This window comes from Cupriavidus sp. YAF13 (genome assembly GCF_052113425.1).
Classification (GTDB): Bacteria; Pseudomonadota; Gammaproteobacteria; order Burkholderiales; family Burkholderiaceae; genus Cupriavidus.
This window is the reverse complement of sequence record NZ_JBFRDD010000045.1, coordinates 1-21,840: the sequence shown is the minus strand read 5'-3', so window position 1 is coordinate 21,840 and position 21,840 is coordinate 1. Positions and strand designations below refer to the sequence as shown.

The window sequence follows — 21,840 nt, the reverse complement described above, 5'->3', positions numbered from 1 at the left end:
AGGCTTTGGGTGCATTCGTTCCTCTATGTATAGCCCGTCCCAGGCGCCCGCCGCCGTCCGGGGCCGTACAGTTTGGATAATTTTCATCAGCGGTTTAGGCGGCATGGTTGCTCGGTTCCGTCCCTGAATGTCAGAGCCGGTCTTGTTCTATTTGCTGCGTTGCTGCCCTGTATTAATTAAGTGACTTTCTAGTTTCCCCGCGTCGGACTTAGCAATGGCGGAGTCCGCCTGATGGACTCGCGACCGGCTCCCCCGCAGCCTGCTCGCAGATAAGCGGCGCCTGCGAACCCGCGGCGACAGCAAAGAGCCATCGCAAATGTCCGTCATCGTACCGACAGCAGGGAAAACGGCTGCCAGCCTTACAGTGTCGAGTAGGGGCGCGATGCCGACCTGGCCCTACAACCGGTCCTGGCGATCGTTTCCAGCGGTGTGATAGGAACGCTGTTGTTCATACTGGTGGCTGTGCTGCTTGGCGAGGTATAGGCCGCGAAACACCGACCGTTTCGAGCGGTCATCCATCTTTATCAAGGAGCATCGTCATGAACGAAGCTCAAATGCAGGGCCGCGTCGAACGGGCAAAGAGAAGAGTGAAGGAGGTATTCGCCGATGGCAAGGAAGACAGGACGGCCGAGTTGAACGGCAAGGCCGAGCAACGCTTCGGCCGGGCGCAAATCTCGTATGGAGATGCAAAGCAGAATCCAAGCGGCGGCCATAAGGCTGATAGCGCTGATCATCAAGTATTGGACTTGACAGCGTAGGGAGCCACCATCCTGGAAAGAGGAGTGATACCAGGCGAGCATGCGGAACCAACTGGGGGATTCTGTTAGCGAACTAGAACGGTTCTGGCATGGAACGGAGGCGGCAATGAAGGCGCAGAGTACCGACAATCAATCTGTAGAACTCCACCAGAAGGTGCGCCATAGTGCAACCCCGGACAAACCTGGCCAAGCCGGCCCATTACCACCCGCGCCCGCGCCGGTTAGGAAGTCGCTCATGCGTTCCGTTCTGCGACGCGCTTTCGGCAACCCCTCTGCATCGTCCCCATGGAGTAGCAAGGCACCAGTCAGGGAGGAACCGTTCGACATCGAACAACTCGAACTGCACGCGCAATGCCTGGCAATGGCTCAGTCGGTAACGATAACCCCGCCACATGTCACTTCGTTGCGTAGCCGACTCAACGACAACGCCAGCGTTCTGCTTGCCGCCTACCGCGCAAGTGCTAAAGAGCTGACGAGCGGACCGGATGGGTTACCGGCAGCAGAATGGCTGCTCGACAACTATCACTTCGTCGAGGCGCAGATCCGCACGATCCGGGATGATCAGCTCCACGGCTATGATCGCCAGCTGCCGAAGCTGGCCGAAGGACAGTTCGCCGGCTATCCGAGGGTGTTCGGAATAGCTTGGGCCTTTGTCGCCCACACCGACAGCCATGTCGATCCGGACACTTTGCGACGCTTCATCGCCGCTTATCAGCAGGTGCGGCCGCTTACGATCGCCGAGCTGTGGGCCGTGGCAATCACCATGCGCATTGTTCTGATCGAGAATCTGCGCAGGCTGGCCGAACAGATCGTGGCCGGCATAGTCGACCGCGGCAACGCAGATGCGCTGGCCAGGCGGATGCTCGCCTCGGGATGCACCAGAGCCATCCTCGACACGGATATCGCCATGCGCTCGTCCGCCCCCTTGTCCGATCTCTTCGTCGCGCAGGTCGCGAAACAGCTGAAGGCCCAGGTTCCGAACGCCACTGCAGCACTCGGCTGGCTGGCGGAGCGGTTTGGACTGGAGGACATTTCAATCGGTGAGGTGGTGCTGCGCGCCCAACGCACCCAGCGCGCGTGCAATGTCTCCGTACGCAATGTCATCACTAGCATGCGGCTGATTTCCGCGATCGACTGGGCTGCGCTATTCGAGAGCGTGAGCCGCGTTGATGCGCGGTTGCGCGCGGGAAGCGCGTTCGCCGCGATGGATTTTCCAACCCGAAACCTCTACCGAAGCGCGATCGAACAACTGGCTCGGGGTTCGTCAGCGTCGGAGCTCGATATAGCCGACCTGGTGTTGAAGCTTGCCGAGACCGCGGCAGCTGGCGCGGCCAATGCGGCGCAGGCGGAGCGTGCCGGGGATCCCGGCTATTACCTGATTGCCGAGGGGCGGCCGGCTTTTGAGCGCTCGATAGGCTTTCGGCCCCCTGCGCGGCTACGGATCTGCCGCTTTGGCATTGGCTTAGGCATTGGCGGTTATGTCGGCGCAATCCTGCTCGTCACGCTGGGGTTGCTGGCTATCTCGCTGTGGGCGCTGCCGATGCGCGGCTTGGTGGGCCAGTGGCGCGCGCTGCTTGCGCTTCTCTGGTTCCTGCCCGTCAGCGAGGTAGCGACCGCGCTCGTCAATCGCGCAGTGGCCTGGAGGCTTGGCGCGAAGACCTTGCCAGGTCTGGAACTCAAGTCAGGCGTTCCGCAATCGCTGCGAACGCTAGTTGCCGTGCCAACCCTGCTGACCAACGAAGCGGCCCTTCGGGAGCAGATCAAGGGGCTGGAACTCCACTACCTCGCCGGCGGGAGCGGTGATCTGACCTTCGCGCTACTATCGGACGGGGTCGATTCCGACCAGGAAATCCAGCCGGGCGACGAGCGGCTGCTAGCGGTAGCTTCCGAGGCAATTGGAGAGTTGAATTGCCGCTACGGGCCGGGACCCGTTGGCGAGCGCTTCCTGCTTCTCCACCGCCGGCGCGTCTTCAATGCTGCCGAGGGCAAATGGATGGGGTGGGAGCGCAAGAGAGGTAAGCTGCACGAACTCAACCGGCTCCTACGCGGCGCCACCGATACGAGCTACACGCCAGTCGCCGGGCACGCGCCCCAGGTGCCTAACGCGGTGCGCTACGTAATCACCCTGGATTCCGATACGCGGCTGCCAAGGGATGCGGCGCTCAAGCTGATCGGCAAGATGGCGCACCCGCTAAACAGGCCGAGATTCGATGCTGCATCGCAGCGTATCGTGGGCGGCTACGCCATTCTTCAGCCACGCGTCGCGCCCTCGCTTCCGCTCGGCTGCGACGGTTCGCTCTATCAAAAGATCTTCTCTGGCCCTGGTGGCATCGATCCCTATGCGGCGGCGGCCTCCGACGTCTATCAGGATCTCTTTGGCGAAGGCTCCTATACCGGCAAGGGCATTTACGATGTCGACGCCTTCGAGGCAGCCCTGCGTGACCGAGTCCCGGAGAATGCACTGCTCAGTCATGATCTTCTCGAAGGCATATTCGCCCGCGCAGGCCTTGCCTCCGACGTCGAGGTCATTGAGGATTTTCCATCGCGCTATGACGTTTGCGCCAAGCGCCTGCATCGTTGGACACGCGGCGACTGGCAACTCCTGGCCTGGATTTTCGGGCACGGCACGGGAAGTCGGACGGTGCCGATAGTGGGCCGCTGGAAGATGTTGGACAACCTGCGGCGCTCCCTGCTCTCGCCTTTCTTGTTGCTGGCGCTTGGTGCGAGCTGCCTGCCGCCCATGCCTTCCGGTGCGTGGGGCGCGCGGCTTCTCCTCGCCGTTGTTGCGATCCCGGCATTCCTTCCCAGCCTACTTTCGCTGCTGCCGCATCCCGCCGGCTTTCACCTGCGCCACCGCTTTTGGATGCTGGTCGCCGATCTGCAACTCGCGGCGACGCAGACCTTCCTTACGCTTGCTTTTCTGCCCGACCAGGCCTTCCGGATGGGCGATGCCATCCTAAGAACACTGGCGCGTCTGTATGGCACTCACCAGCATTTGCTCGAATGGACCACCGCCGCGCAGTCGATGACAAGCCCGCGACTGGATCTGACCGGCTTCTATCGGCAGATGGCGGGCGGCACGTTACTCGCGTTGTTGGTGATCGCCGCGGGCATTGGCTTCGCTCCATCTTCCTGGCCGTATCTCGTACCTTTCGCGCTGCTATGGCTTGGCGCGCCTGCGCTCGCCAAGTGGAGTAGCCGCCCCTCAACGCTCGCGCACGGGCGCCCGGTTTCGGATGCCGATGCGGGCGACTTGCGCCTGGCCGCGCGCCGCACCTGGCGGTTCTTCGAGACATTTGTGACGCCGGCGGACAATATGCTTCCACCCGACAATTTCCAGGAGATTCCGAAGCCGACCATTGCACACCGGACCTCCCCAACCAATATTGGCCTCTACTTGCTCTCCGCCATCGCCGCGCGTGACTTCGGCTGGGCTGGCACGATGCAGACCGTTGAGCGGCTAGAGGCGGCGTTGGGGGCCATGCGCAAGTTGCCCCGCTGCATGGGCCATTTCTTCAATTGGTACGGGACACGGGACTTGCATGCGCTGGACCCCGCCTATATCTCATCAGTCGACAGCGGGAATCTCGCCGGCCATCTGATTGTGCTCGCCAATGCTTGTGAAGAGTGGGTCGCTGCCCCTGTTGCGCCGGATACCCGGCTCGGCATGGTGGACGCCGTGCGGCTGGCGCGCGAGGCCGCTGCGGGATTGTCTCGGAGGAGCGGCTGGCAAGGATGTCCGATCGACGACCTCCTTGCGCGGATCGACGCCCAATTGGGTGAGACACCCGCAATCGCAACGCTCTCGCCAACGCTCAGAGGCCTGACGGAGGAGGCCGCCAGGGCGGCTCGCGTTATCTCGTCCACTGGCGATGACGAAATGTCCATTGACCTGGTGTTCTGGACTGAGGCGCTCAGGAATACCGCGGCCGAACATGACCGCGACCAGATTCAGCTCGCCGATGCGGCAAACATGCTGGCGGCCAGGCTAAAGGCGGTTTCCAGTACGGCACGCGAAATGGCGCTGGCGATGAATTTCGCGTTCCTCTACGATGCGGAACGCAAACTGCTGTCGATCGGATACTCGCTGGAGGACAACCGCCTGGACACGTGCTGCTACGACTTGCTCGCCTCGGAAGCCAGGCTCGCCAGTCTGTTTGCCATCGCCAAGGGCGACGTGCCGACACGCCATTGGTTTGGCCTGGGCCGGATGGCGACACCTCTGGGGACGGGATCAGCGCTGATTTCCTGGTCAGGCTCGATGTTCGAGTACCTGATGCCTTCGTTGGTGATGTGCGCACCCCCGGGGAGCCTGATTGAGCAGACCAATCGCCTCGTCGTGGGACGCCAGCAGTCGTATGGAGAGTCGCTGGGGATTCCTTGGGGCATCTCCGAGTCGGCTTACAACGCCCGCGATATGGAGTTTACCTATCAGTATTCCAATTTCGGTGTTCCCGGGCTTGGGCTGAAGCGGGGCCTTGGCGATAGTGTGGTGGTTGCACCCTATGCGACGGCCCTGGCGGCCATGGTGGACCCGCAAGGCGCGCGACGAAACTATAGCCGTCTGACGGAGATAGGAGCGAGCGGACGCTACGGATTCTATGAGGCCCTCGACTTTACTCGGACGCGGCTTTCCGATCGTGAGAACGTCGAGATCGTCCGCAGCTTCATGGCTCACCATCAAGGCATGACCATTGTTGCTATCGCGAACACGCTTCACGGTGGAAAGATGCGGGAGCGCTTCCATCGCGAGCCTATGATCCAGGCCAGTATATTCCTGCTTCAGGAGCGCGTGCCGCGGGACGTCGCCAGTTCGCGCCCAATGGCCGAAGAGGGGACGGAGTCCGTGTTCGGCGCCAATCTCTGGCATTCGATGGTGCGCCGGCGCAAGCCGCCAGCGGTTGCCGCCCCCGATCATGCGTGCGCTATCGAGTCGACATTGCACGAGAGTGCAGGCCGCCACCGGGGCGGCGTACAGCTGCAGACGCGACCTCGCCGTGACACGATAATGGAAACACGTGACCCGCGACGACTCGGCCTCCTTTAACTTCCTGCGAGGCTGGCACAGCGGAAGCATCTGACATGCCGGCCCGCAGTTGAGGTGCCGCGATGCAGAGGATCACAGACTCGGCAGTGAAATCGCCTTCGCAGGTAATCATGCCGACTCCACTCGTCGCGATGGCTGTGAGGAAGCCGGTGAAGCGCGTCGCGTATCGCTAGCTAACAGCCGCAGCTGGCCAAGGCAGATCGAACGTGCCTCCGACGTCGGTGCGGTTTCACTCACGCCGGGGCAGCCTGCGCCGACGATTTAGCTGGGTACAGGATGTCCGTCGCAGACGAGCATCTGGCCAAAGTCGGCATGCACAGGGGGTGAGCCGCAAGGCCGCGATCCAGCGCACGATTGCGGGGCCTACAGCCGCGCTTGCGGCGCTAAGCCCGATATTCCCAATGCGCAAGCAGCCGAAGAACATGGCTCGAGCATCATTCTCGTCTCCGCACGCATCGAGCGTTGACGATCAACCCTGGGGATGGAGAAGACTTCACGGGATACGGCTTTGGAGGCGGGTAGATCGCCACTCACCGTTTGTTGCCGACTAGTCTTGACTGTGGCATGCGGTGAAGAATGGCTCGATATGGTGTGTGATCTTTCCCTTGTGTGGCGTGCCTGGTATTACGTCACCACGCCGCCAAGATGTGGCTCATGGTGCGATCGCACTTGCAGTTCTGGTGGAGGCCAAACAGGCGCTAACCATACCCCGAATCGAAGTGGCATAGTGATCGGCACCGATGGCGCTCTGGAGAGCTTCGCTCCACCGATCTGTATCGCCTATTGGCCAGAGGCCCACGACGATCGACGCGTCCGGAAAACGTTGCCGCACGCGCCGCACAAGGTAGCGCAGGTGGGACGGAATGCCGTCAATGTTCAGGTAAAAAATACACACAATTGTCGCCGCGGTGACGTCCAGATTGTGCATTCTGGCGCGCGAGGCCGCTTCGTGGGGGACAACTCGACAATCAAGAGCGTGCTTTCCAAGGAGTTGGACAAGAATGGTCGATGCCAACTCGTCGAGCGGTCCCCTTCCTGCTATACAAAGGACGAGGCTTTCGGCGCTTCGCGCCGTAAGATTTTCGATGCTTGGCGACGGGCCGTATGGAGTCGGTTGGCGCGGAACTCCTTGTTCATCGACGTACGGTGCCAACGCGAACTCGTGGCCATTAGCGTCGGCTGGGACCGGATCAATGTCCACGAAGCTGTCCAGACCCTCGACGAGATCGTTCGTTGTGGCCTCTATTCGCGCCAGTTGCGCGGCTGTTACAACGCCGCGCAACACATCGTTGGCCGCGAGCTGCAATCCCTTGAGGGCGACCTCATCGTAATAGGAGGAGAGTGATCGTTCGCGCAGCAGGAGTTCGGCTTGCTCAAGTGCTTCATCCGGATCGCCGGCGAGCGCTCGTTGGTAGAAATTCTCAACCGGAGTCAGCGTCGGCTGGTCGCCCAGCAGCACGTCGAGAACTTCGAGTCGCCCAACATGCCGGCCGAGGACAACCAGGCAAAGAGTCAGCGGGGTGGACAGGATGAGTCCGACCGGGCCCCATATCCAACTCCAGAAAATCGCAGCGACCACCACTGAAAACGGGGAAAGGCCGGTGCTATGGCCATATAACATCGGCTCAACGACCTGAGCGGCTAGCAGTTCGACGGTCGCGAAAAGCGCCAGTGACCAGATCGCCATGGACCACTCAGGACTGACTGCGGCGGCGAGTGCGGTAGCGAGAATAGCGACGATCCAGATTCCGACATAGGGTACAAGACGCAGCAGCGCGGCCAAGATGCCCCACAACACTGGGCTTGGAACGCCAATGAAGAACAGCCCTGTCCCGATGACAGCGCCCACGGTCGCGTTAACGCCGAATTGCGAAACGAAGTATCGACTGAGACGCCGCGCGGCGTCGTCCATTGCGGTGGTGGTCCGATGCAAATCGCCCGAGCCAAATAGCCGGATTGCCCGATCTCGCAGGTCATCACGCTGCAGCAGGATAAAAATGGTCACGATGAATACGATGAAGGCGGTCTCAAGCGGCCTGATGGCGGGAGATAGCACTTGCCGTGCCAACTGAAAGGCCGTCGGAGCCGGCTCGCGCACTTCGACGGCAAGCGCTGCGGGCGGTTGAGCCTCCGACGATTGTGGCAGATCCACGGTTGCCCGCTGAAACGCCTTGCCAGCGGTGCCGGCCAGACTGCTGAGCCTTCCAACGGTCAATCGATGCGCGGTATGAATCTTTTCTTCGATGGTGGCCTGATAACGAGGGATGCCGACGGCGAGATCCGTAATCTGCGCGGTGATCACGACCCCCAACAAGACCATCACCGAAACCGAAATTATCACAGCGAGTAGAACCGAAACAATCCGGCCTAGCTTTATACGACAAAAGAAATTGACCAGAGGTGCCACAAGGAAGCTGAGCAAGATCGCAAGTGTGATCGGGATCAGAACGTCTCGCCCAAAATAGAGACCGGCGACGACCGTCACGCCGACGGCGAGGCTGATCAGGCCCTGCACGCTGGAGAGATCAGAAGGCTTGAGATGCGCCGCTTGCCTCGCAAAGCGCGGATCTTCTGAATCAGACATAACTACTCATAGGTTTGCGATGTCGTTCCTCTTCATGCGTACCAGCCCCGTGTGGGCTGCAACAATCGGTCCAATCGCAATCAGTTTGAACTATCCGCTCCGCAATATCGTCTCGGGGCTGTCCCCCCATTTGTTAAGGCTACGCCAACGCGAACGCTCATGTGGTACGACAGCGTACGGAGACGCGACATGAGCAGGGGGATCCCATAGGTAGCGCAACGCTAATGGATAGAGCTGCCCTAGGGCACTAGACATTATCTCGCGGCGTTGTTTGAGGCCAAGCGCTGGCGAGCTATGCCAGCTATGCTCACCCGGTTAGCGAAACTGCAGAGGAAAGACCAAAGTGACTCCGGGTGATGGTTGCGGTACGTAGGTGACGGGGGGCGGCGCATAGACGTAGCCAGAGCGCTGGTCGTCATAGCGATAGCGCTGGTTGCCATAGCCATTGCCGCCACGGCGGTCGTAGCGTTGATTGCCGTGCCAGTTGCCGCCAGGCTCCTGCTGGCCCGGACGGTGCTGATAGTCATGATTTTGGCCGCGCCGCTGCTGGCTGGGATAGTCGTGGTTGTCTTCGCCGAACGCCGGCGTCGCCCACAGGCCACCAATTACCATCGTCAGGCCAAATGCCTTGGCGATCCTCGCGCTCGCCGAGCGAGTCCGACTTGACCAAGCTATTGAGGTTTTCACAATGATCTCCAGTGTTTGAGCGGGAGCCCGAGCCGCACCGCGTGGCTTGCGTCTGCGTTTGCTGCCCAGGTTCAGCCCTCAGCCATTCCTTGAGGCGTGCGGGTGCCTGGTCCGGAAGATCAGGTCGGCATTCCTTTTCTGGACGTCCGACATGCTGTCGTATAGTTCCTGGAACACGGGCGTTAGCTTCTTGATGCCATCGGCATGCGCGTCGGCGATCTCCCCATAGGACTGGAGGTCGCGCACAGCGGTCATGTCTTTGACATCATTTTCCCGCGCTTGCCGTAGCGATTCCATCTTGCTCGCGTTATCGCGCATGACCTGCGCGACCTTCTGCCAGAGTTGTTCCTGGGCGGCGGTGATCTGGAGCTTCGTATGAAGATCGCGGATGTGTGCCTCGATGCGGTCCTGCTTCGCCATCTTCAAAACTTGCGCGGACCCCTGCGAATCCGTGGCCGTAATGGCCCCGGCGGGGCCCGCCAGCGTCAGCACTGAAAGTAGCGTGGCTGACAGCACGAATACAGTCTTCGGCCGGAATGAAGGCGCAGTGAGTTTCATGATCGATCTCCGTGGAACTTGATTGACCTCGCCGGGCGCTCTCCAGCATTGGCGGCGCGATCGCATAGTTGTTGTGTGCCGAATCCCGGCTCGCGTCTGTCCGCCACCGGACAAGGACGAGGGAAGCGGCGTTGCGGGACATCGCTTCGGTATTCGACACTCGGCGATCCCGGGCACCTTTGCCACCTTGATCCTCCCCTTAGTCTTCTCGATGCGACCGCTCACTTGACCGTACGGGAAACAAAGACCCAGATGACTGGCAAGATCGAGCAGATCGTCGGCACGACACAGGCCTCGTATGGTGACGCCACGGAGGAATCCAAGACGCAGCAGTAGGGCGGCGCCGGCGGGAGCCGCTCTGACGCGTTGCTTCGTGGCGCGTTCAAGTGCAGGCATTGCCAAAGCAGCCTTCTCCGATCGGCTCTGCCGCCGTGCGAGAGGGCACCAGCGGTTACCAGCTAAAGTGGTAGCTCTGCGAGGGGTGCAGCTTCCATTCCCCGTTTCCCGTCAGCTCCAGCACCTGTTGATGATACTTAAGGAGAGTGGGGCGGTGGCTGACGCTGACGAGCGGCGTTGAAGTGGTCGATCGCTGATATCACAAACAGATACTGGAAACTGACGGGGAATGGACGCGCGGTTGCGGCCGCGCCTGGGGTTAGCCTATGTGCGCCAGCGGACAGAATTGACGGCGCACTCGGCGTACATGTCCCTTACGCGTTTCGATCCTGCGAAGGAGCCGGTGATGCAACTTGGCCTGCTCAATCTCCCATGGTGGGGTTATGCGTTGGTGACGCTGGGCTTGACCCACGTCACTATCGCGTCGGTCACCATCTTTCTGCATCGTCACCAAGCCCACCGGGCCCTTGATCTGCATCCCATCGCCAGCCACTTCTTGCGTTTCTGGCTGTGGCTCACCACCGGGATGGTGACCAAGGAGTGGGTGGCTGGATAGCGTCAAGCAGGATGTCCCCGGATGCCGCAAGAAGGCATGGTATGCAATCGCATCTTCGGCGCCCGGCCACGCTCGAGCACGGCCCAGAGAATCAGTCGCTCGGCCTCTTTGCGGTACGCCCTCTGTGTCGCGGCGGACTCGTGCAGCGCGAGCCGTCGACATCCTGCGGAACCTGGAGCCTTTCCCAAGGCACCACGTCATGCTGAGCGCCGACCGGCAGCAGCGCACGCGCTTGCGCAAGCACCGCCCGAACACTCGGATCCACCTGCTCGAACTGAGATGATTGGGATCTCCTTCCGCGCCGTCGAGGCAGGCAAGGCTCAAGCTGGCGGTCGGCAAGCGGCTCGCCGCAACGCCCGGGTCGCAGGTGCATGACGAGAGAGCGAGTCGCGTCCAGGCCATCGTGCTGGAGTGCGTGGAAGCACTTGACCAACTGCACACAGCGCTGGAACTTGAACGCGGTCGACGCCATTCGCCCGAGCCTGAGGTCCTTGATGTGCGAGCCCCTCTGCCGCAGACAATCTCCGAGCTTCTCTGCACCTCGCGCAGCGGACCCTTGGAGATGACGGTCGGGACGCGCGCCCGCTCCCGACTGCTGAACCAGCGTACGTTCACTCGGTCCAGAAGGGCTACATCCGGCGGTAGCGTGACTCGAGCATCGCGAACAGGCCGAAGGCCACGAATCCAAGCGCCACGGCCGTAAGCAGAAACCGCCCCAACGGCTGCGCCAGGATCGCATGCAGCGCGCCGTCCAGCCCCGGCGCCTTCTGCCGGTGGAAGGTCAGCGCCGCATAGCTGAGCAGGCCCCCAACCACGCCCAGTGCCACCCCCTTGGCGATGTATCCGACTTGGCCCAGTCGCGCCACGCCTTTCCGGGCAACTGGAGACATCGACGAAGTGTCAATCTCCTCGTTGAAGGATTTCTTCACGCCCTTGACCACCCCGGCCACGCCGACGCCAATGATGATCAGCCCGGTGACCACGACGATCACCCGCCCGGCGGGCCACGCCAGCACACCTGAGGTGGTTTGCTGCTGGGACTGCGCGTCCCACGATCCCCAGCCGAGCACGACCGAAGCTGCGCTGACCCCCAGGGCGGCGTAGATCACGGCCTTGGCCCCGCTGGTGACTTGATTGCGGACCCGTTTGGCACCTACGCGGTTGCGATAGCCCCAGATGGCTTCACTGGCCTGCCAGAGCGCGAGCGCCACCATGCCGACCGCAACCAGCCATAGCAGGATCCTGCCAAAGGGCTGATCAGCCAATGTTCTCAGCGCCCCGGAGATGTCGGCGCTCTCGCCGGCCGGCGCGCCCCATGCGATCTGCAGCGCCAGCCAGCCGATCAAGAGGTGCACAACGCCGTAAGCGGTCAACCCGACGCGGGCGAGCACCTTCAGCGACGCGCTGTCGCCGGCCTGTTCGGCCTTGCCACCGGAATTGGGTGCCATCGCGGGGCCCGCCTCGTGAGTTGTCAAACGGAACCTGGGATCCAACATTTTCTACCTACAGCATGTTGTTGAAAACGATCCCAGGTGGGCGAAGACTGGCATTTCGAGGGTTGTCGACCCCTTGCTCGACTTGAGCAGCGTAGGAGCGCGCTGAGTCAAGATGGGCGCCGTACGTCCGACGAAGAGACTTGAAAGTCCGCCGCTAATTCAACCTTAGCTCGGCCCGCACCTTGAGTGCAAGGACTCCTCGTACCCTCGGACTCACGCAGACCGACGCGTCGCCGTCCGGGATCATTGTAGGAGCGCATCCGCGTAGCGCTCCGGCTCTGCATCTGGGCGGTGTTCCACGCCAGAACAATGTTGGTCAGCAGCGCATGCGATCCCGAGATTACTTTCATCTCGTCGCGGCGCCGGCCACGCTCGTGTGAGACTTTTCCATAGTAAATCGCACGCTGAAGATGACGAACAGATTCGCCGCGAATCAACAACGTTTGGATTTCGCGCCCGAACTCCTCAATCGCGATGTAATTACACAGGAAAACCACGCAGCAGCCTGCCGAGATGCTCCGCCGCCCGGTGCAGCGGGCGGCCGCGCCGAAGCGCTGCAGCGCCAGCGAAGCAGAGACACGTCCAGATCTGATCGATGCCGCCAGCCGCAACAGTTCATCCCAGCCTCGCTCGATGGCGGTGAGCGAGACGCGCCGGACAGTGGCGGGCTCCATGCCCTCGGGAATCGAGAAGACGCGAGGCAGGGCCTGCCGTTCGTTGAGCACGATCGGTTGGTCGTAGACGATGCCCCAGCGGTCACGGACGTGCGTATCGATGCCGGCGGCGTAGGTGCGTCGGCGCGGATCGATGCGAGCGTTCCACAGTGCCTAGAGGCATCGAGCGACATCCTGTCGGCCGAGGCCTTGTCGCCGTCGCCCCAAAGCGCGGCAATCGGGATGCGGCTCTGATACTCTGCCAAGCGCTCGTTGGCCCGGCGAATGCCGGCCGCTGGCCTCAAGCGCCCCCATGGAGACTGAAATCTGGCTGGCCGTCAGGCCGGGAATCATCGACGCCACACCTTTGGCGTCGACGTCAGATCCATGGCCGAGGCGCTGGGGCATCCGGTCTACGTGCACTGGACGCTCGCGCGCGTCAAGCGCCGCTATGGGTCGCTGGCCGAGGCAGGCCGCCCAGCTGGCCGTGCTCAAGCTGCTGTTGGCGCAACGACGCGGCGATCGAATACTCGGAGCGCGGGCGCCTGCGCACGGTGCCGGCAGACCAGGCGCCGAGCCCGGAGACGGTGCTCACGCGGCTGCTGCACACGCACCGGCACCGCTTCCGCTCGCGCCGGGACGCCTCGGCTCGTGGCGGTGGAAATTGCGGGGGGCGTCTTCGTGCCGCGAATGGCACCGAGCAGGCGCAGAAGAAGACAGCAACGGGAATTCGGAGAGTTTGCTGGATCGTTGGCCACGGCTCCGTTGTGGAAGGCATTGCCTCGAGCCCATTTTAAGGATGAGGTCCAGCAGAGGGGAACGATATGAAATCGAGATAGTCGCCGACACCGGCGCGCAGTACGGGCAAAGGGAGTTCCCTATATTGCGGCTGGTGCCACGATGGCTTCCATGGGTCGCTGCTCGACAAAAAAGCAGGGCCCCTAAGGGAGGGTCGTGCCTTCTTCAGAATAGGCAGAGGAGGAACCCGCCGAAACGCGTGTTTGCTAGGTGCGTTAGCAGACATTCGCGCCGCCGAGCCAAGTGCATCCTAGAAGTCCCATTGGAAGGTTCCTCTCAACCTTTCATTCGCCTCGCCGCTCCACCCGGTGCCGGCGAGGCCTTTCTCGTCCATCGTCGGAGGCAGCCAGCAAGGAAAAATGCTCTAAGCTGCGCGGGGAAGTGAGGGGTCGCATCGAGAAGACTAATGGGAAGCTCAAGAACGCTCAACTTGAAATATAGGCTAGCCAACCAGCGACGGCCTTATAGCACGCCCGGCATGGCGAGTGAACAAGCCAGCGAACCGCTCCGCGTTAGCGCGCTTGCTCCAACGATCCAATGTAGCTGTCACTGTAGTCGACCTTATCCCGAATCTCGGCCCAGGTGAGACAGAGGGCAAAAGACCGACGAAGGCCCTTTCTCTCGCTGCCCGCTGGTCGAGGTATCGGCATCAGCGGCTATCGCGCATCGGCATCCGTTTCCCTTACGAGGCGCATACCGACCAGCGCGTAACGCGTCTGCGGCGTGTTCCAGTTGCGAAACGACGACCTGGCGTAGAAGGGCCAAGTGTGCCACGATCCACCGCGACGCACGCGCACGTCGCCGGACGCGGGACCTCGGGGATCTTCAATGGGCGCTCTTGCGTAGTAGTTTTCGTCGTACCAGTCTGCCACCCATTCCCACGCGTTGCCATGCATGTCATACAGGCCCAGTGCGTTTGGTGCGAAGCTGCCCACCGGCGCGGTGAATCGGAAGCCATCGTGCCCCTGCGTCGCATAGCTCTTCCACTTCGGCCAGTTCTCTTGGGTATCGGCATCGAACGTATTTGCAACCTTAAGAAGCGATTGCGGATCGTTTCCGCTGTAATAGCGTGTGCTGGTGCCGGCACGGCAGGCATATTCCCATTCGGCTTCGGTTGGGAGGCGATATGTCTTCCCTTCCTTCTCGCTGAGCCATTTTGCCATCGCTACGGCATCGTTCCAGGTGACATTCACGACTGGATGATCGTCACCCTGGCGAAAGCCAGGGTTGCGCCATGAATACTTTGGACTCCGCCCCTCAAAGGCATCGCGCCGATCCGATTTCTCGGGGTCGTATTTGGGGTTGTAGCCGTAGCCGCCCGTGCCATCAGCTTCCGATTCGGGCGTGTAGCCAGATGCTTCCAAAAACCGCTTGAATTGGCCCACCGTGACTTCGTATTGCGCCAGGTAAAACGACCGAGTGATGCGAACCTTGTGCACCGGTGCTTCGTCGCCAATTCCCAGCAACCGGTCACGCTCATATTGCGGAAATGCCTTGGCAAGTTCTTCTGGCGACTCGTTGCTACCCATCATGAATTCCCCAGACGGGACCAAGATGAACTTCATCCCGAGGGAGTTTTCGATCACCTTAGGTGATTCTGCCCCCGCCTCAGTCAACCTCCCGATTGAGATCGCGAGCAAAGCCAGAATCGACACCGTTGCATATTTCCACATATTGGGCTCAAAGATAAAAGATAGGCAATTCGGTCCCGCAGGCCTGGGTCTGGCTTCCTTGTCGGTCGTGTCGACCAATGGCAATGAGATTGCAATTGTTGAGAGGGTTACCCAAGTAGTGACTTCCCTAGTGTTGTGTCCCAGAAATAACTTTACATAGACGCTCGATTTTGGCGAGGATCGAATCTGCAGTAGCGGTCCAGACAAAGGGGCGTTTGTGAACGTTGTAGTGCTCGACGTAGCGTTGGATTTGCAGGACCAGTTGGCGCACGCTGTCAAACGACCCACGGCGGATCGCCTGCTGCGTGATCAGCCCGAACCAGCGCTCGACTTGGTTGAGCCAGCTCGAGTACGTCGGCGTGAAGTGCATGTGATAGCGCGGGCGTTTGGCCAGCCATGCCTTGACCTTGGGATGCTTGTGAGTGGCGTAGTTGTCCACGATCATGTGGACGTCAAGTGCTGCTGGAACGGCCTTGTCAATGTGGTTCAGAAACGAGATGAACTCTTGGTGCCGATGCCGGGGCTTGCATTGCGCAATGATCTCGCCCGTGGCGGCATTGAGTGCAGCGAACAGCGTAGTAGTGCCGTGACGAATGTAATCATGCGTGACGCCCTCTACGTAGCCCAAGCCCATGGGTAGTACGGGCTGTGTGCGCTCGAGCGCCTGGCACTGGCTCTTCTCGTCCACGCACAAGACCAATGCGTTCGTAGGCGGGCTGAGATACAAACCGACTATGTCGCGTACTTTCTCAATGAAGTACGGATCGCTCGACAGCTTGAAGCTCTTGGCGCGATGCGGCTGCACACCAAACAGAGCAAAGTATCGCGCTACAGAGCTCTTGGAGATGCCCGTATCCTCGGCCGCCGACCGCACGCTCCAATGTGTGGAGCCTCGCGGGGTGTCATGTAGCACCTTGCTCAGCAATTCGGCCACTGCTTCATCGTCATGGGTACGAGGTCGCCCCGACTTGGCTTGATCGTGCAAGCCAGCCAGTCCATGTGCCAAGAATCGCTTCTTCCAGAAAGTCACCGCTGGTGCCGTCACCCCACACTGCGTTGCAATTTCTGAATTGAGCTGACCGTCGGCGGCCATCAATACGATCTTTGCTCGACGCACTAACGAATGAGGCAACGATCTTGAACGGCTCATTGAGGTAAGTTGCTCTCGCTCACCGGCTGACACTTCCACTTTGATTCCTGGTCGTCCCATGGTCGCTCCTCACAAAGACAGTGACCATCAGACCCCGCAACCATTAATAAAGTTTCTTGTGGGACAGAACACTAGCAGGCCGCTGAAATACCTCCAGCGGAAGTCAGCGCAACGACTGGCCGAAGCGTTGATTTGAGGACCCCACCCAACCCCACATTCATGCGCGGCGCAGACACCTTCACCGAGAGTTTGTTCACTATGCGGAGGCTGGAGGATTTCGTGCCGAAGTCCCATCCGCTGCGCTCGATCCGCACCATGGCCAATCAGGCGCTGGTGAAGATGGACCGGTTGTTCGCGCAGATGTACGAGGCCGATATCAAGGGTGGCCGCCCCAGTATCGCGCCGGAGAAGTTGCTGCGCGCCATGCTGCTGCAGGTGCTCTACAGCATTCGCTCCGAGCGCCAACTCATGGAGCAGACGCAGTACAACCTGCTGTTTCGCTGGTTCATCGGGCTGTCGATGGACGATCCAGTTTGGGTGCCCACGGTCTTTACCAAGAACCGCGAACGGTTGAGCAAGCATGATGCGGTGATCCAGTTCTTCAACGAGGTGCTGGCCATTGCGCAGAAGAAGAACTGGCTGTCGGGCGAGCACTTCAGCGTGGACGGCACGCTGATACAGGCGTGGGCAGGCCACAAGAGTTTCGTGCGCAAGGACGGCGGCGACAAGGACAATAACGACGGCGGCAACTTTAAGGGTCGCAAGCGCAGCAACGACACGCACGAGTCCAAGAGCGATCCCGATGCCAGGCTGTACCGCAAGGGCAAGACTGCGAGTGAACTGCGCTACATGGGCCATACCCTGAGCGACAACCGCCACGGCCTAGCAGGCTGCTGGTGAGATAGGGGCTGACGAAGCCAACGTCGTCCACGTCGACCTTAGCGGTCCCGCGATCTCATATAGCCGCGCGTCATAAGCCCGATAAGAAAACTGTCTGCTGCGATGCGCCGGCGTGGCGCTTACGGGCCTATGCTATGGGGAAGGTGCCCGGGTGACTGACCGGCGCGACGTGTTCTCCGATGGGGCCTGCACGGAGGGCGGGCTGGTAGCGCGTTGGCTGGCCAGGAATTAGTGTGAATTATTGCGTAGCAATAATTATTGGCGCTAGATTTCGAGTGATCGAGAGGTGGCATGCGGCCCGAAGCGGGGCACGCAGCTTGCCCCCTTTCATAAACGCGGCATTCCGCCGCGCCATGGAGAGCACGATGGGACAGCAACAGCAACCCGGCCAAGGCCAGCAAGACCAAAGTAAGCAACAGCAGCAATCCGGTCAGCAAGGTGGCCAGTCCGGCAGCCAAGACCAGAAGGGCGGCCAACAACAGCAACAGGATCGTGGCCAAGGCCAACAAGGCGGCCAGCACGACAAGCAAGGGCAACAAGGCCAACGGACCGACCAGGCTGGGCAGCAGAACCAGCAAGGCCAGAAGGGTGGCCAGCAAGGCCAGCGCTAATTACCGGCTGGCATAAAGGCTAAAAGCTCGCGGCGGTATGGATTGCCGCCGCTAGGCGCCGCCTCCGCGTACATGCGTGGAGGCGGCTTTTTGCTTGATGAGCGGCAGTACCAGACCGACCACGGCGTATAGCAGCCATGCCGGATAGTGCCGCCGGATGTTGGTGGCCAGCCCGTGTCCGCTCACCCGCCCGATCCTCGGGCTGACTACCTCGATGCCGATCATCAGCGGATAGGTGAAGAGCACCGTCCACAGCATGTTGAAGCCGAACTGCGCGCCCGCCTGTGAATAGGTGGCGATACCGCTGGGATCATCGTCGGCGGCACCGGTAATCAGTCCCGGGCCGAGCTAGCCGAGCCAGAATCCGGCTGAGTCATTGGCGGAATCATCGGCTGGAGCTTTGGTGGTGGTTTCCATGTCAGGCACCATCGTCTGCGCAATGCACCGCTTTCAGCAGAGCATGGTTCTGGCGCTCGTTGGCATAGCGGTTCCTGGCGAGTTCGAGGATCTGGTCGCGGCGCGGTCGAAGGCCGCCAGCACTTTGGGCTCAGCCGAGCCCATTGCCAGTTCGAGATTCGCGAGCACGGCGTCATTGACCAGGAATGTGACTTCGCGCGCATTGTCGTAACCCCAGAACCATACGCAGTGCTTGGCTGCATCGAAGCTTCGGCTCGGGTTGGGAAAATTCAATGCCATGTTGCACCTCGGTTGACCGGGCACCGTGGTACCCGGAAAGTTGTCGCCCAAGATGCCGCAAGGAATGGTAGGGCCTGAGAGGAGACGCCACGATCGTGGCGAAACCCCGATCCGCTTGTCAGCCGCTTGCACACGCTATAGCGCCTTGGTGATGGTGCAGTCTGGAACTACTGCGTGCAGGTACCCTCGCGAAGATCCGCTATCTGCTTGCTCTGCGGATCAAATTGACCGGGTTGTGCGGTCTTGCGAGCCTCGTCGGGTTGTTCGGGCCGACGTCTTGCCGGTGCTGGCGGATGCCGCGTCCGGGCCGTAGGTGTGGTCATATAGTTCATAAGCGCCAAACGCTTGTTTGATAGGTCAGCTATTAATGATAGGCCCTGGAGCCGGCCTACCCAACAAGCGTTACTCGACAGTGTGAGGACGCCGGCGCGATGACTTGCCGGGCGGCACCGGTCAGGTGGCCGCCAGCGCCTTGTCGGTGGCGCCGTCGCGGTCGCTCATGAGAAACAATCAGGAGAGCCCCATGTTTCAAGGGATTTACGCGGCTGGGGTGATCTGGAAACCGAGGGCAGTCGCGCGGCGCCGGAGCGCGACTGCCCTCGGTTTCCAGATCACCCTAACCGTTCCGCTAGCTTTGAAAGCCGTCTGATTGTTTCTCATGAGCCTACTGAAGCTACGTGTACCGCACCGCACGGGGGCGCGTCAGCAGAAATTGCGGCTGCTTGTGGCAAGGCTGCCCAACAAGGATTGATGGATTGATTGCTCAACGTGCTCGGCGCGGCACTTTTGTGCCATGTAAGAAACGGTGTTTTCTGTCCGCTTGCCTCGCTGCGAGTAACACTCCTGCTGCTCTTCTTGGTCGGACCGTGCTGTTATCTGGTATCCCTTTGATTTCGATGCAATCTACTGAGGTAGCTGCCCCTAGCATTCATGCGGGGTTCCGGCTGGTGCCCACAAGGAATGCCCATGAAATCAATCACTTGCTGACTGGTCTGTTCGCCGTATCCACAGATATGCCGATCGGAGCAGGGGCCTAGTGGCGGGGGCGGGGCGATAAGCCTCCGAAAAGCTGAGTCGCGGCCGACGGATGACCCCAAGCTCTCGCCGGCCGGAGGATGTATGCCGCGGATGGCGACGAACGACCGGAGCGGCGGTGGGGTGTGACGCTCCTTCTTTGCGTGAAGGACGGCAGGTCAGTCTTACGCCCCGATAGTCTTGTCAGCGGAATTGGTGTCCGATGCCACCGCGGCATTGCTGGTCAGGGGCGTTCCGCTTTGGCAACGCGACCTGCGGGCACTCATACAGCCACTACTGTTGCCACCGAAAGCTCGGCGCGCCCGCAATCCCGGGCGCAAGCCGCTGGACGATACGGCCGTGCTCACGGGCATTCTTTTCGTCCTGAAGTCCGGCATTCCCTAGGAGATGCTGCCCCAGGAAATCGGTTGTGGCGCCGGCATGAGTTGCTGGCGACGTCTGCGCACAAGGCAGAAGGTCGTGTTCGCGACTGGGCGGATATTTCTGAGGCATCGAAATTAGGCGTTCCCAGCCAAACTATTGGGCTCGCTAGGCGACGCCGAAGGAAGTTCCGCAAAGGGCGGCACAATGATCTCGTCATCGGCGTGAGCGCCCTCAACCAACGCGGAGGGCAAGTTCTTCCCCGGCTTCACCCCCAAGGCACGCAACATCTCAGCTTGCCGAATCGCATTTCCCTTGCCGGTGGCCAGCTTGCTATGGGCATCGTCATACGCTGCCTTTGCCTGCCCCAGCTTCTCGCCAACCTTTTGCAGATCGCCAACAAATCCGCATAGCTTGTCGTACAGCTCAGCGCCACGTTTCGCGATGTCCTGCGCATTTCTGCTCTGATACTCCTGGCGCCAAAGGTGAGCAACGGTTCTAACGACGAAGAGCAGCGTAGACGGGCTGACAAGCAGAACGCTCTTTTGCCAAGCGTCCATGAAGAGTTCGCTGTCGTTGGTTACCGCGACCATGAATGCTGGCTCGATGGGTATCCGAGTCCACTCCAAGCATCGCGAATGGCAGATCGGCAGCCACTTTGTCGAACCCTTCGATTACCAGCATCTGGTTGCGCGTCCTCATGGCCACGCATTCTGTCCAGCCGCTGGCGATGTCGGTCAACGTGAGGGTGTGGACGAAGTCACCGTCGGTCTTCGGGCCGCCACAGTGTTCGACCATGTCGATCTCGAAGTAGCCGGGTGGCGGATCGCGCCAGTCGGCGAAGGTGCGTACCGGGATGCTGCGTCGGATGGCCGAGCCGACGCCTTTGCGGCGTTTGCGCTGCCCGTCGATGTGTGAACGCGTAGCGGCCAACATGCGATCGATGGTCGCCGCGCTGACTTGAAAGAGCTTGGCCTTGATGACCGGATCCAGGTCCAGATGGCCGTGCCGTTCCATGGCATCAACCAACGTCGGGATCAACGCCTTCAGGCGCTTGCCGCAGACCCTGTCGGCCGCTTCCCACAACACCGTCAACGCCTGGCGAACTGCCTCGTCGTACAGCCGGTCGCGGTCGCGCGTCGCCTTCGTCGCCGCGGACGCCACCTGCTGCCGCAGCAGCCGGATGGCGTGCTTGCGGTGATACCCAGTCAGGGCCACGAACTCATCGAGAATCGTGATCCGGTCACCGAACGCCGCGCTGCGATACCGCACTCGCAGCGCTTCGAGCAACTCCTTGCGTGTCGTCATGCTGATTTGCCTCGTCACGTTGTGCTGCTCCCGCCGGACAATCCGACTGGTAGCAAACTACGTGAGGCAACAGGTCAGCACGGGTTGCAGTTCTGATGAGTCAATGCGCCGGCCAAGATGTTTGTCGGTAAACCGGACATCCTGCTTGACGCTATCCACGCGCTGATGCCCAGGCGTTCCGCCGCGCGCCAACGCGCCAGACGTCCATCCAACACGGCCTGAATGGCCTTAAGCCGGTCCAGTTCACGCATGCTCATGGTGATGGTTCCTTGCCCATGCATGGCTGGCTCCCGTGTACGAAGGAAAGCTGGTCAGGATAGGCCGCTAAAGTCGCTAGGTGACATTTCTATTTGGCTCAGAGGTGACATTACTAATTGGGGCTAACATTTATTGTCCAGGCTAAATTCAAATGTCCTCCCGGTGGCTAGCAGGCTGCTGAAGTACTCGCCGCACACACGGTATGCTTTCCGCCCGAGCAGGTGAGCACTGCTTGATTTCACAATCCGGAAACTACGCGCCCCGGAATCGAGTTTTTCGGCTGTTGGGCGCCCATTTCCAGCTTTCTTTGCCCGCT

Annotated in this window: 15 protein-coding genes and 7 pseudogenes; 6 read left to right on the top strand and 16 right to left on the bottom strand. The window is 60.8% G+C overall.

Annotated features, from left to right (window positions below):
* Positions 1–539 precede the first annotated feature (539 nt).
* Entirely contained in the window at positions 540–758 is a 219-nt protein-coding gene (locus AB4061_RS29630; RefSeq protein ID WP_441639788.1) for a CsbD family protein, read from the top strand.
* A gap of 235 nt (positions 759–993) precedes the next feature.
* The gene (locus AB4061_RS29625; protein ID WP_441639787.1) at positions 994–5,805 is read left to right on the top strand and encodes a glucoamylase family protein; all 4,812 of its coding nucleotides are present in this window, start codon (positions 994–996) and stop codon (positions 5,803–5,805) included.
* A 652-nt stretch (positions 5,806–6,457) separates the two neighbouring features.
* Here the strand turns inward: AB4061_RS29625 and AB4061_RS29620 are convergent.
* From AB4061_RS29620 to AB4061_RS29610, 3 genes are all read right to left on the bottom strand, one after another.
* Positions 6,458–8,389, bottom strand: a complete 1,932-nt coding sequence (locus tag AB4061_RS29620; RefSeq protein WP_441639786.1) for an AI-2E family transporter — start codon at positions 8,387–8,389, stop codon at positions 6,458–6,460.
* Positions 8,390–8,704: 315 nt separating this feature from the next.
* A complete protein-coding gene (locus AB4061_RS29615) occupies positions 8,705–9,076 on the bottom strand; it encodes a hypothetical protein (RefSeq protein WP_441639785.1) in 372 nt (123 codons plus the stop codon).
* A gap of 78 nt (positions 9,077–9,154) precedes the next feature.
* A complete protein-coding gene (locus AB4061_RS29610) occupies positions 9,155–9,634 on the bottom strand; it encodes a Spy/CpxP family protein refolding chaperone (RefSeq protein WP_441639784.1) in 480 nt (159 codons plus the stop codon).
* 742 nt (positions 9,635–10,376) lie between these two features.
* On the opposite strand from AB4061_RS29610, the pseudogene AB4061_RS29605 reads away from it, so the two are divergent.
* Positions 10,377–10,580: pseudogene (locus AB4061_RS29605) on the top strand (acyl-CoA desaturase); the annotation flags it as partial.
* A 24-nt stretch (positions 10,581–10,604) separates the two neighbouring features.
* Here AB4061_RS29605 and AB4061_RS29600 read toward each other — a convergent pair.
* From AB4061_RS29600 to AB4061_RS29570, 7 genes and pseudogenes are all read right to left on the bottom strand, one after another.
* Positions 10,605–10,821: pseudogene (locus tag AB4061_RS29600) on the bottom strand (integrase); the annotation flags it as partial.
* Between the two features lie 394 nt (positions 10,822–11,215).
* Positions 11,216–12,034, bottom strand: coding sequence for a DUF1206 domain-containing protein (locus AB4061_RS29595; protein ID WP_441639783.1), 819 nt, complete (start codon positions 12,032–12,034; stop codon positions 11,216–11,218).
* 155 nt (positions 12,035–12,189) lie between these two features.
* The gene (locus AB4061_RS29590) at positions 12,190–12,756 is read right to left on the bottom strand and encodes a Tn3 family transposase (RefSeq protein ID WP_441639828.1); all 567 of its coding nucleotides are present in this window, start codon (positions 12,754–12,756) and stop codon (positions 12,190–12,192) included.
* Between the two features lie 33 nt (positions 12,757–12,789).
* Positions 12,790–12,986: pseudogene (locus AB4061_RS29585) on the bottom strand (Tn3 family transposase); the annotation flags it as partial.
* Positions 12,987–13,174: 188 nt separating this feature from the next.
* Positions 13,175–13,330, bottom strand: coding sequence for a hypothetical protein (locus AB4061_RS29580; protein ID WP_441639782.1), 156 nt, complete (start codon positions 13,328–13,330; stop codon positions 13,175–13,177).
* An 859-nt stretch (positions 13,331–14,189) separates the two neighbouring features.
* Positions 14,190–15,206, bottom strand: coding sequence for a formylglycine-generating enzyme family protein (locus AB4061_RS29575; RefSeq protein ID WP_441639781.1), 1,017 nt, complete (start codon positions 15,204–15,206; stop codon positions 14,190–14,192).
* 127 nt (positions 15,207–15,333) lie between these two features.
* Positions 15,334–16,416 (bottom strand): IS630 family transposase, encoded by a 1,083-nt coding sequence (locus AB4061_RS29570; RefSeq protein WP_441639780.1) that lies wholly within the window; start codon positions 16,414–16,416, stop codon positions 15,334–15,336.
* Positions 16,417–16,575: 159 nt separating this feature from the next.
* Here AB4061_RS29570 and AB4061_RS29565 point away from each other — a divergent pair.
* A pseudogene (locus AB4061_RS29565) lies at positions 16,576–17,241 on the top strand (IS5 family transposase); the annotation flags it as partial.
* A gap of 380 nt (positions 17,242–17,621) precedes the next feature.
* Positions 17,622–17,867, top strand: a complete 246-nt coding sequence (locus AB4061_RS29560) for a hypothetical protein (protein WP_441639779.1) — start codon at positions 17,622–17,624, stop codon at positions 17,865–17,867.
* Positions 17,868–17,972: 105 nt separating this feature from the next.
* Here AB4061_RS29560 and AB4061_RS29555 read toward each other — a convergent pair.
* A pseudogene (locus AB4061_RS29555) lies at positions 17,973–18,167 on the bottom strand (divalent metal cation transporter); the annotation flags it as partial.
* Between the two features lie 118 nt (positions 18,168–18,285).
* Positions 18,286–18,563 (bottom strand): annotated as a pseudogene (locus AB4061_RS29550) (DUF1488 domain-containing protein).
* Positions 18,564–19,817: 1,254 nt separating this feature from the next.
* Here AB4061_RS29550 and AB4061_RS29545 point away from each other — a divergent pair.
* Positions 19,818–20,051: pseudogene (locus tag AB4061_RS29545) on the top strand (transposase); the annotation flags it as partial.
* Between the two features lie 44 nt (positions 20,052–20,095).
* Here the strand turns inward: AB4061_RS29545 and rmuC are convergent.
* The 4 genes from rmuC to AB4061_RS29525 form a co-directional block, all read right to left on the bottom strand.
* Positions 20,096–20,518: a DNA recombination protein RmuC gene (rmuC, locus tag AB4061_RS29540; RefSeq protein ID WP_441639778.1), complete on the bottom strand. Its 423-nt coding sequence runs from the start codon at positions 20,516–20,518 to the stop codon at positions 20,096–20,098.
* Positions 20,457–21,266 carry a hypothetical protein gene (locus AB4061_RS29535; RefSeq protein ID WP_441639777.1) on the bottom strand — a complete coding sequence of 270 codons (810 nt, stop codon included), beginning with the start codon at positions 21,264–21,266 and terminating at the stop codon, positions 20,457–20,459. The genes rmuC and AB4061_RS29535 overlap by 62 nt, the downstream gene beginning before the upstream one ends.
* Positions 21,267–21,340: 74 nt before the next feature.
* Positions 21,341–21,523 carry a hypothetical protein gene (locus AB4061_RS29530; protein WP_441639831.1) on the bottom strand — a complete coding sequence of 61 codons (183 nt, stop codon included), beginning with the start codon at positions 21,521–21,523 and terminating at the stop codon, positions 21,341–21,343.
* Between the two features lie 123 nt (positions 21,524–21,646).
* A partial coding sequence (locus tag AB4061_RS29525; RefSeq protein WP_441639776.1) for a hypothetical protein occupies positions 21,647–21,840 on the bottom strand: 194 nt, incomplete at its 5' end.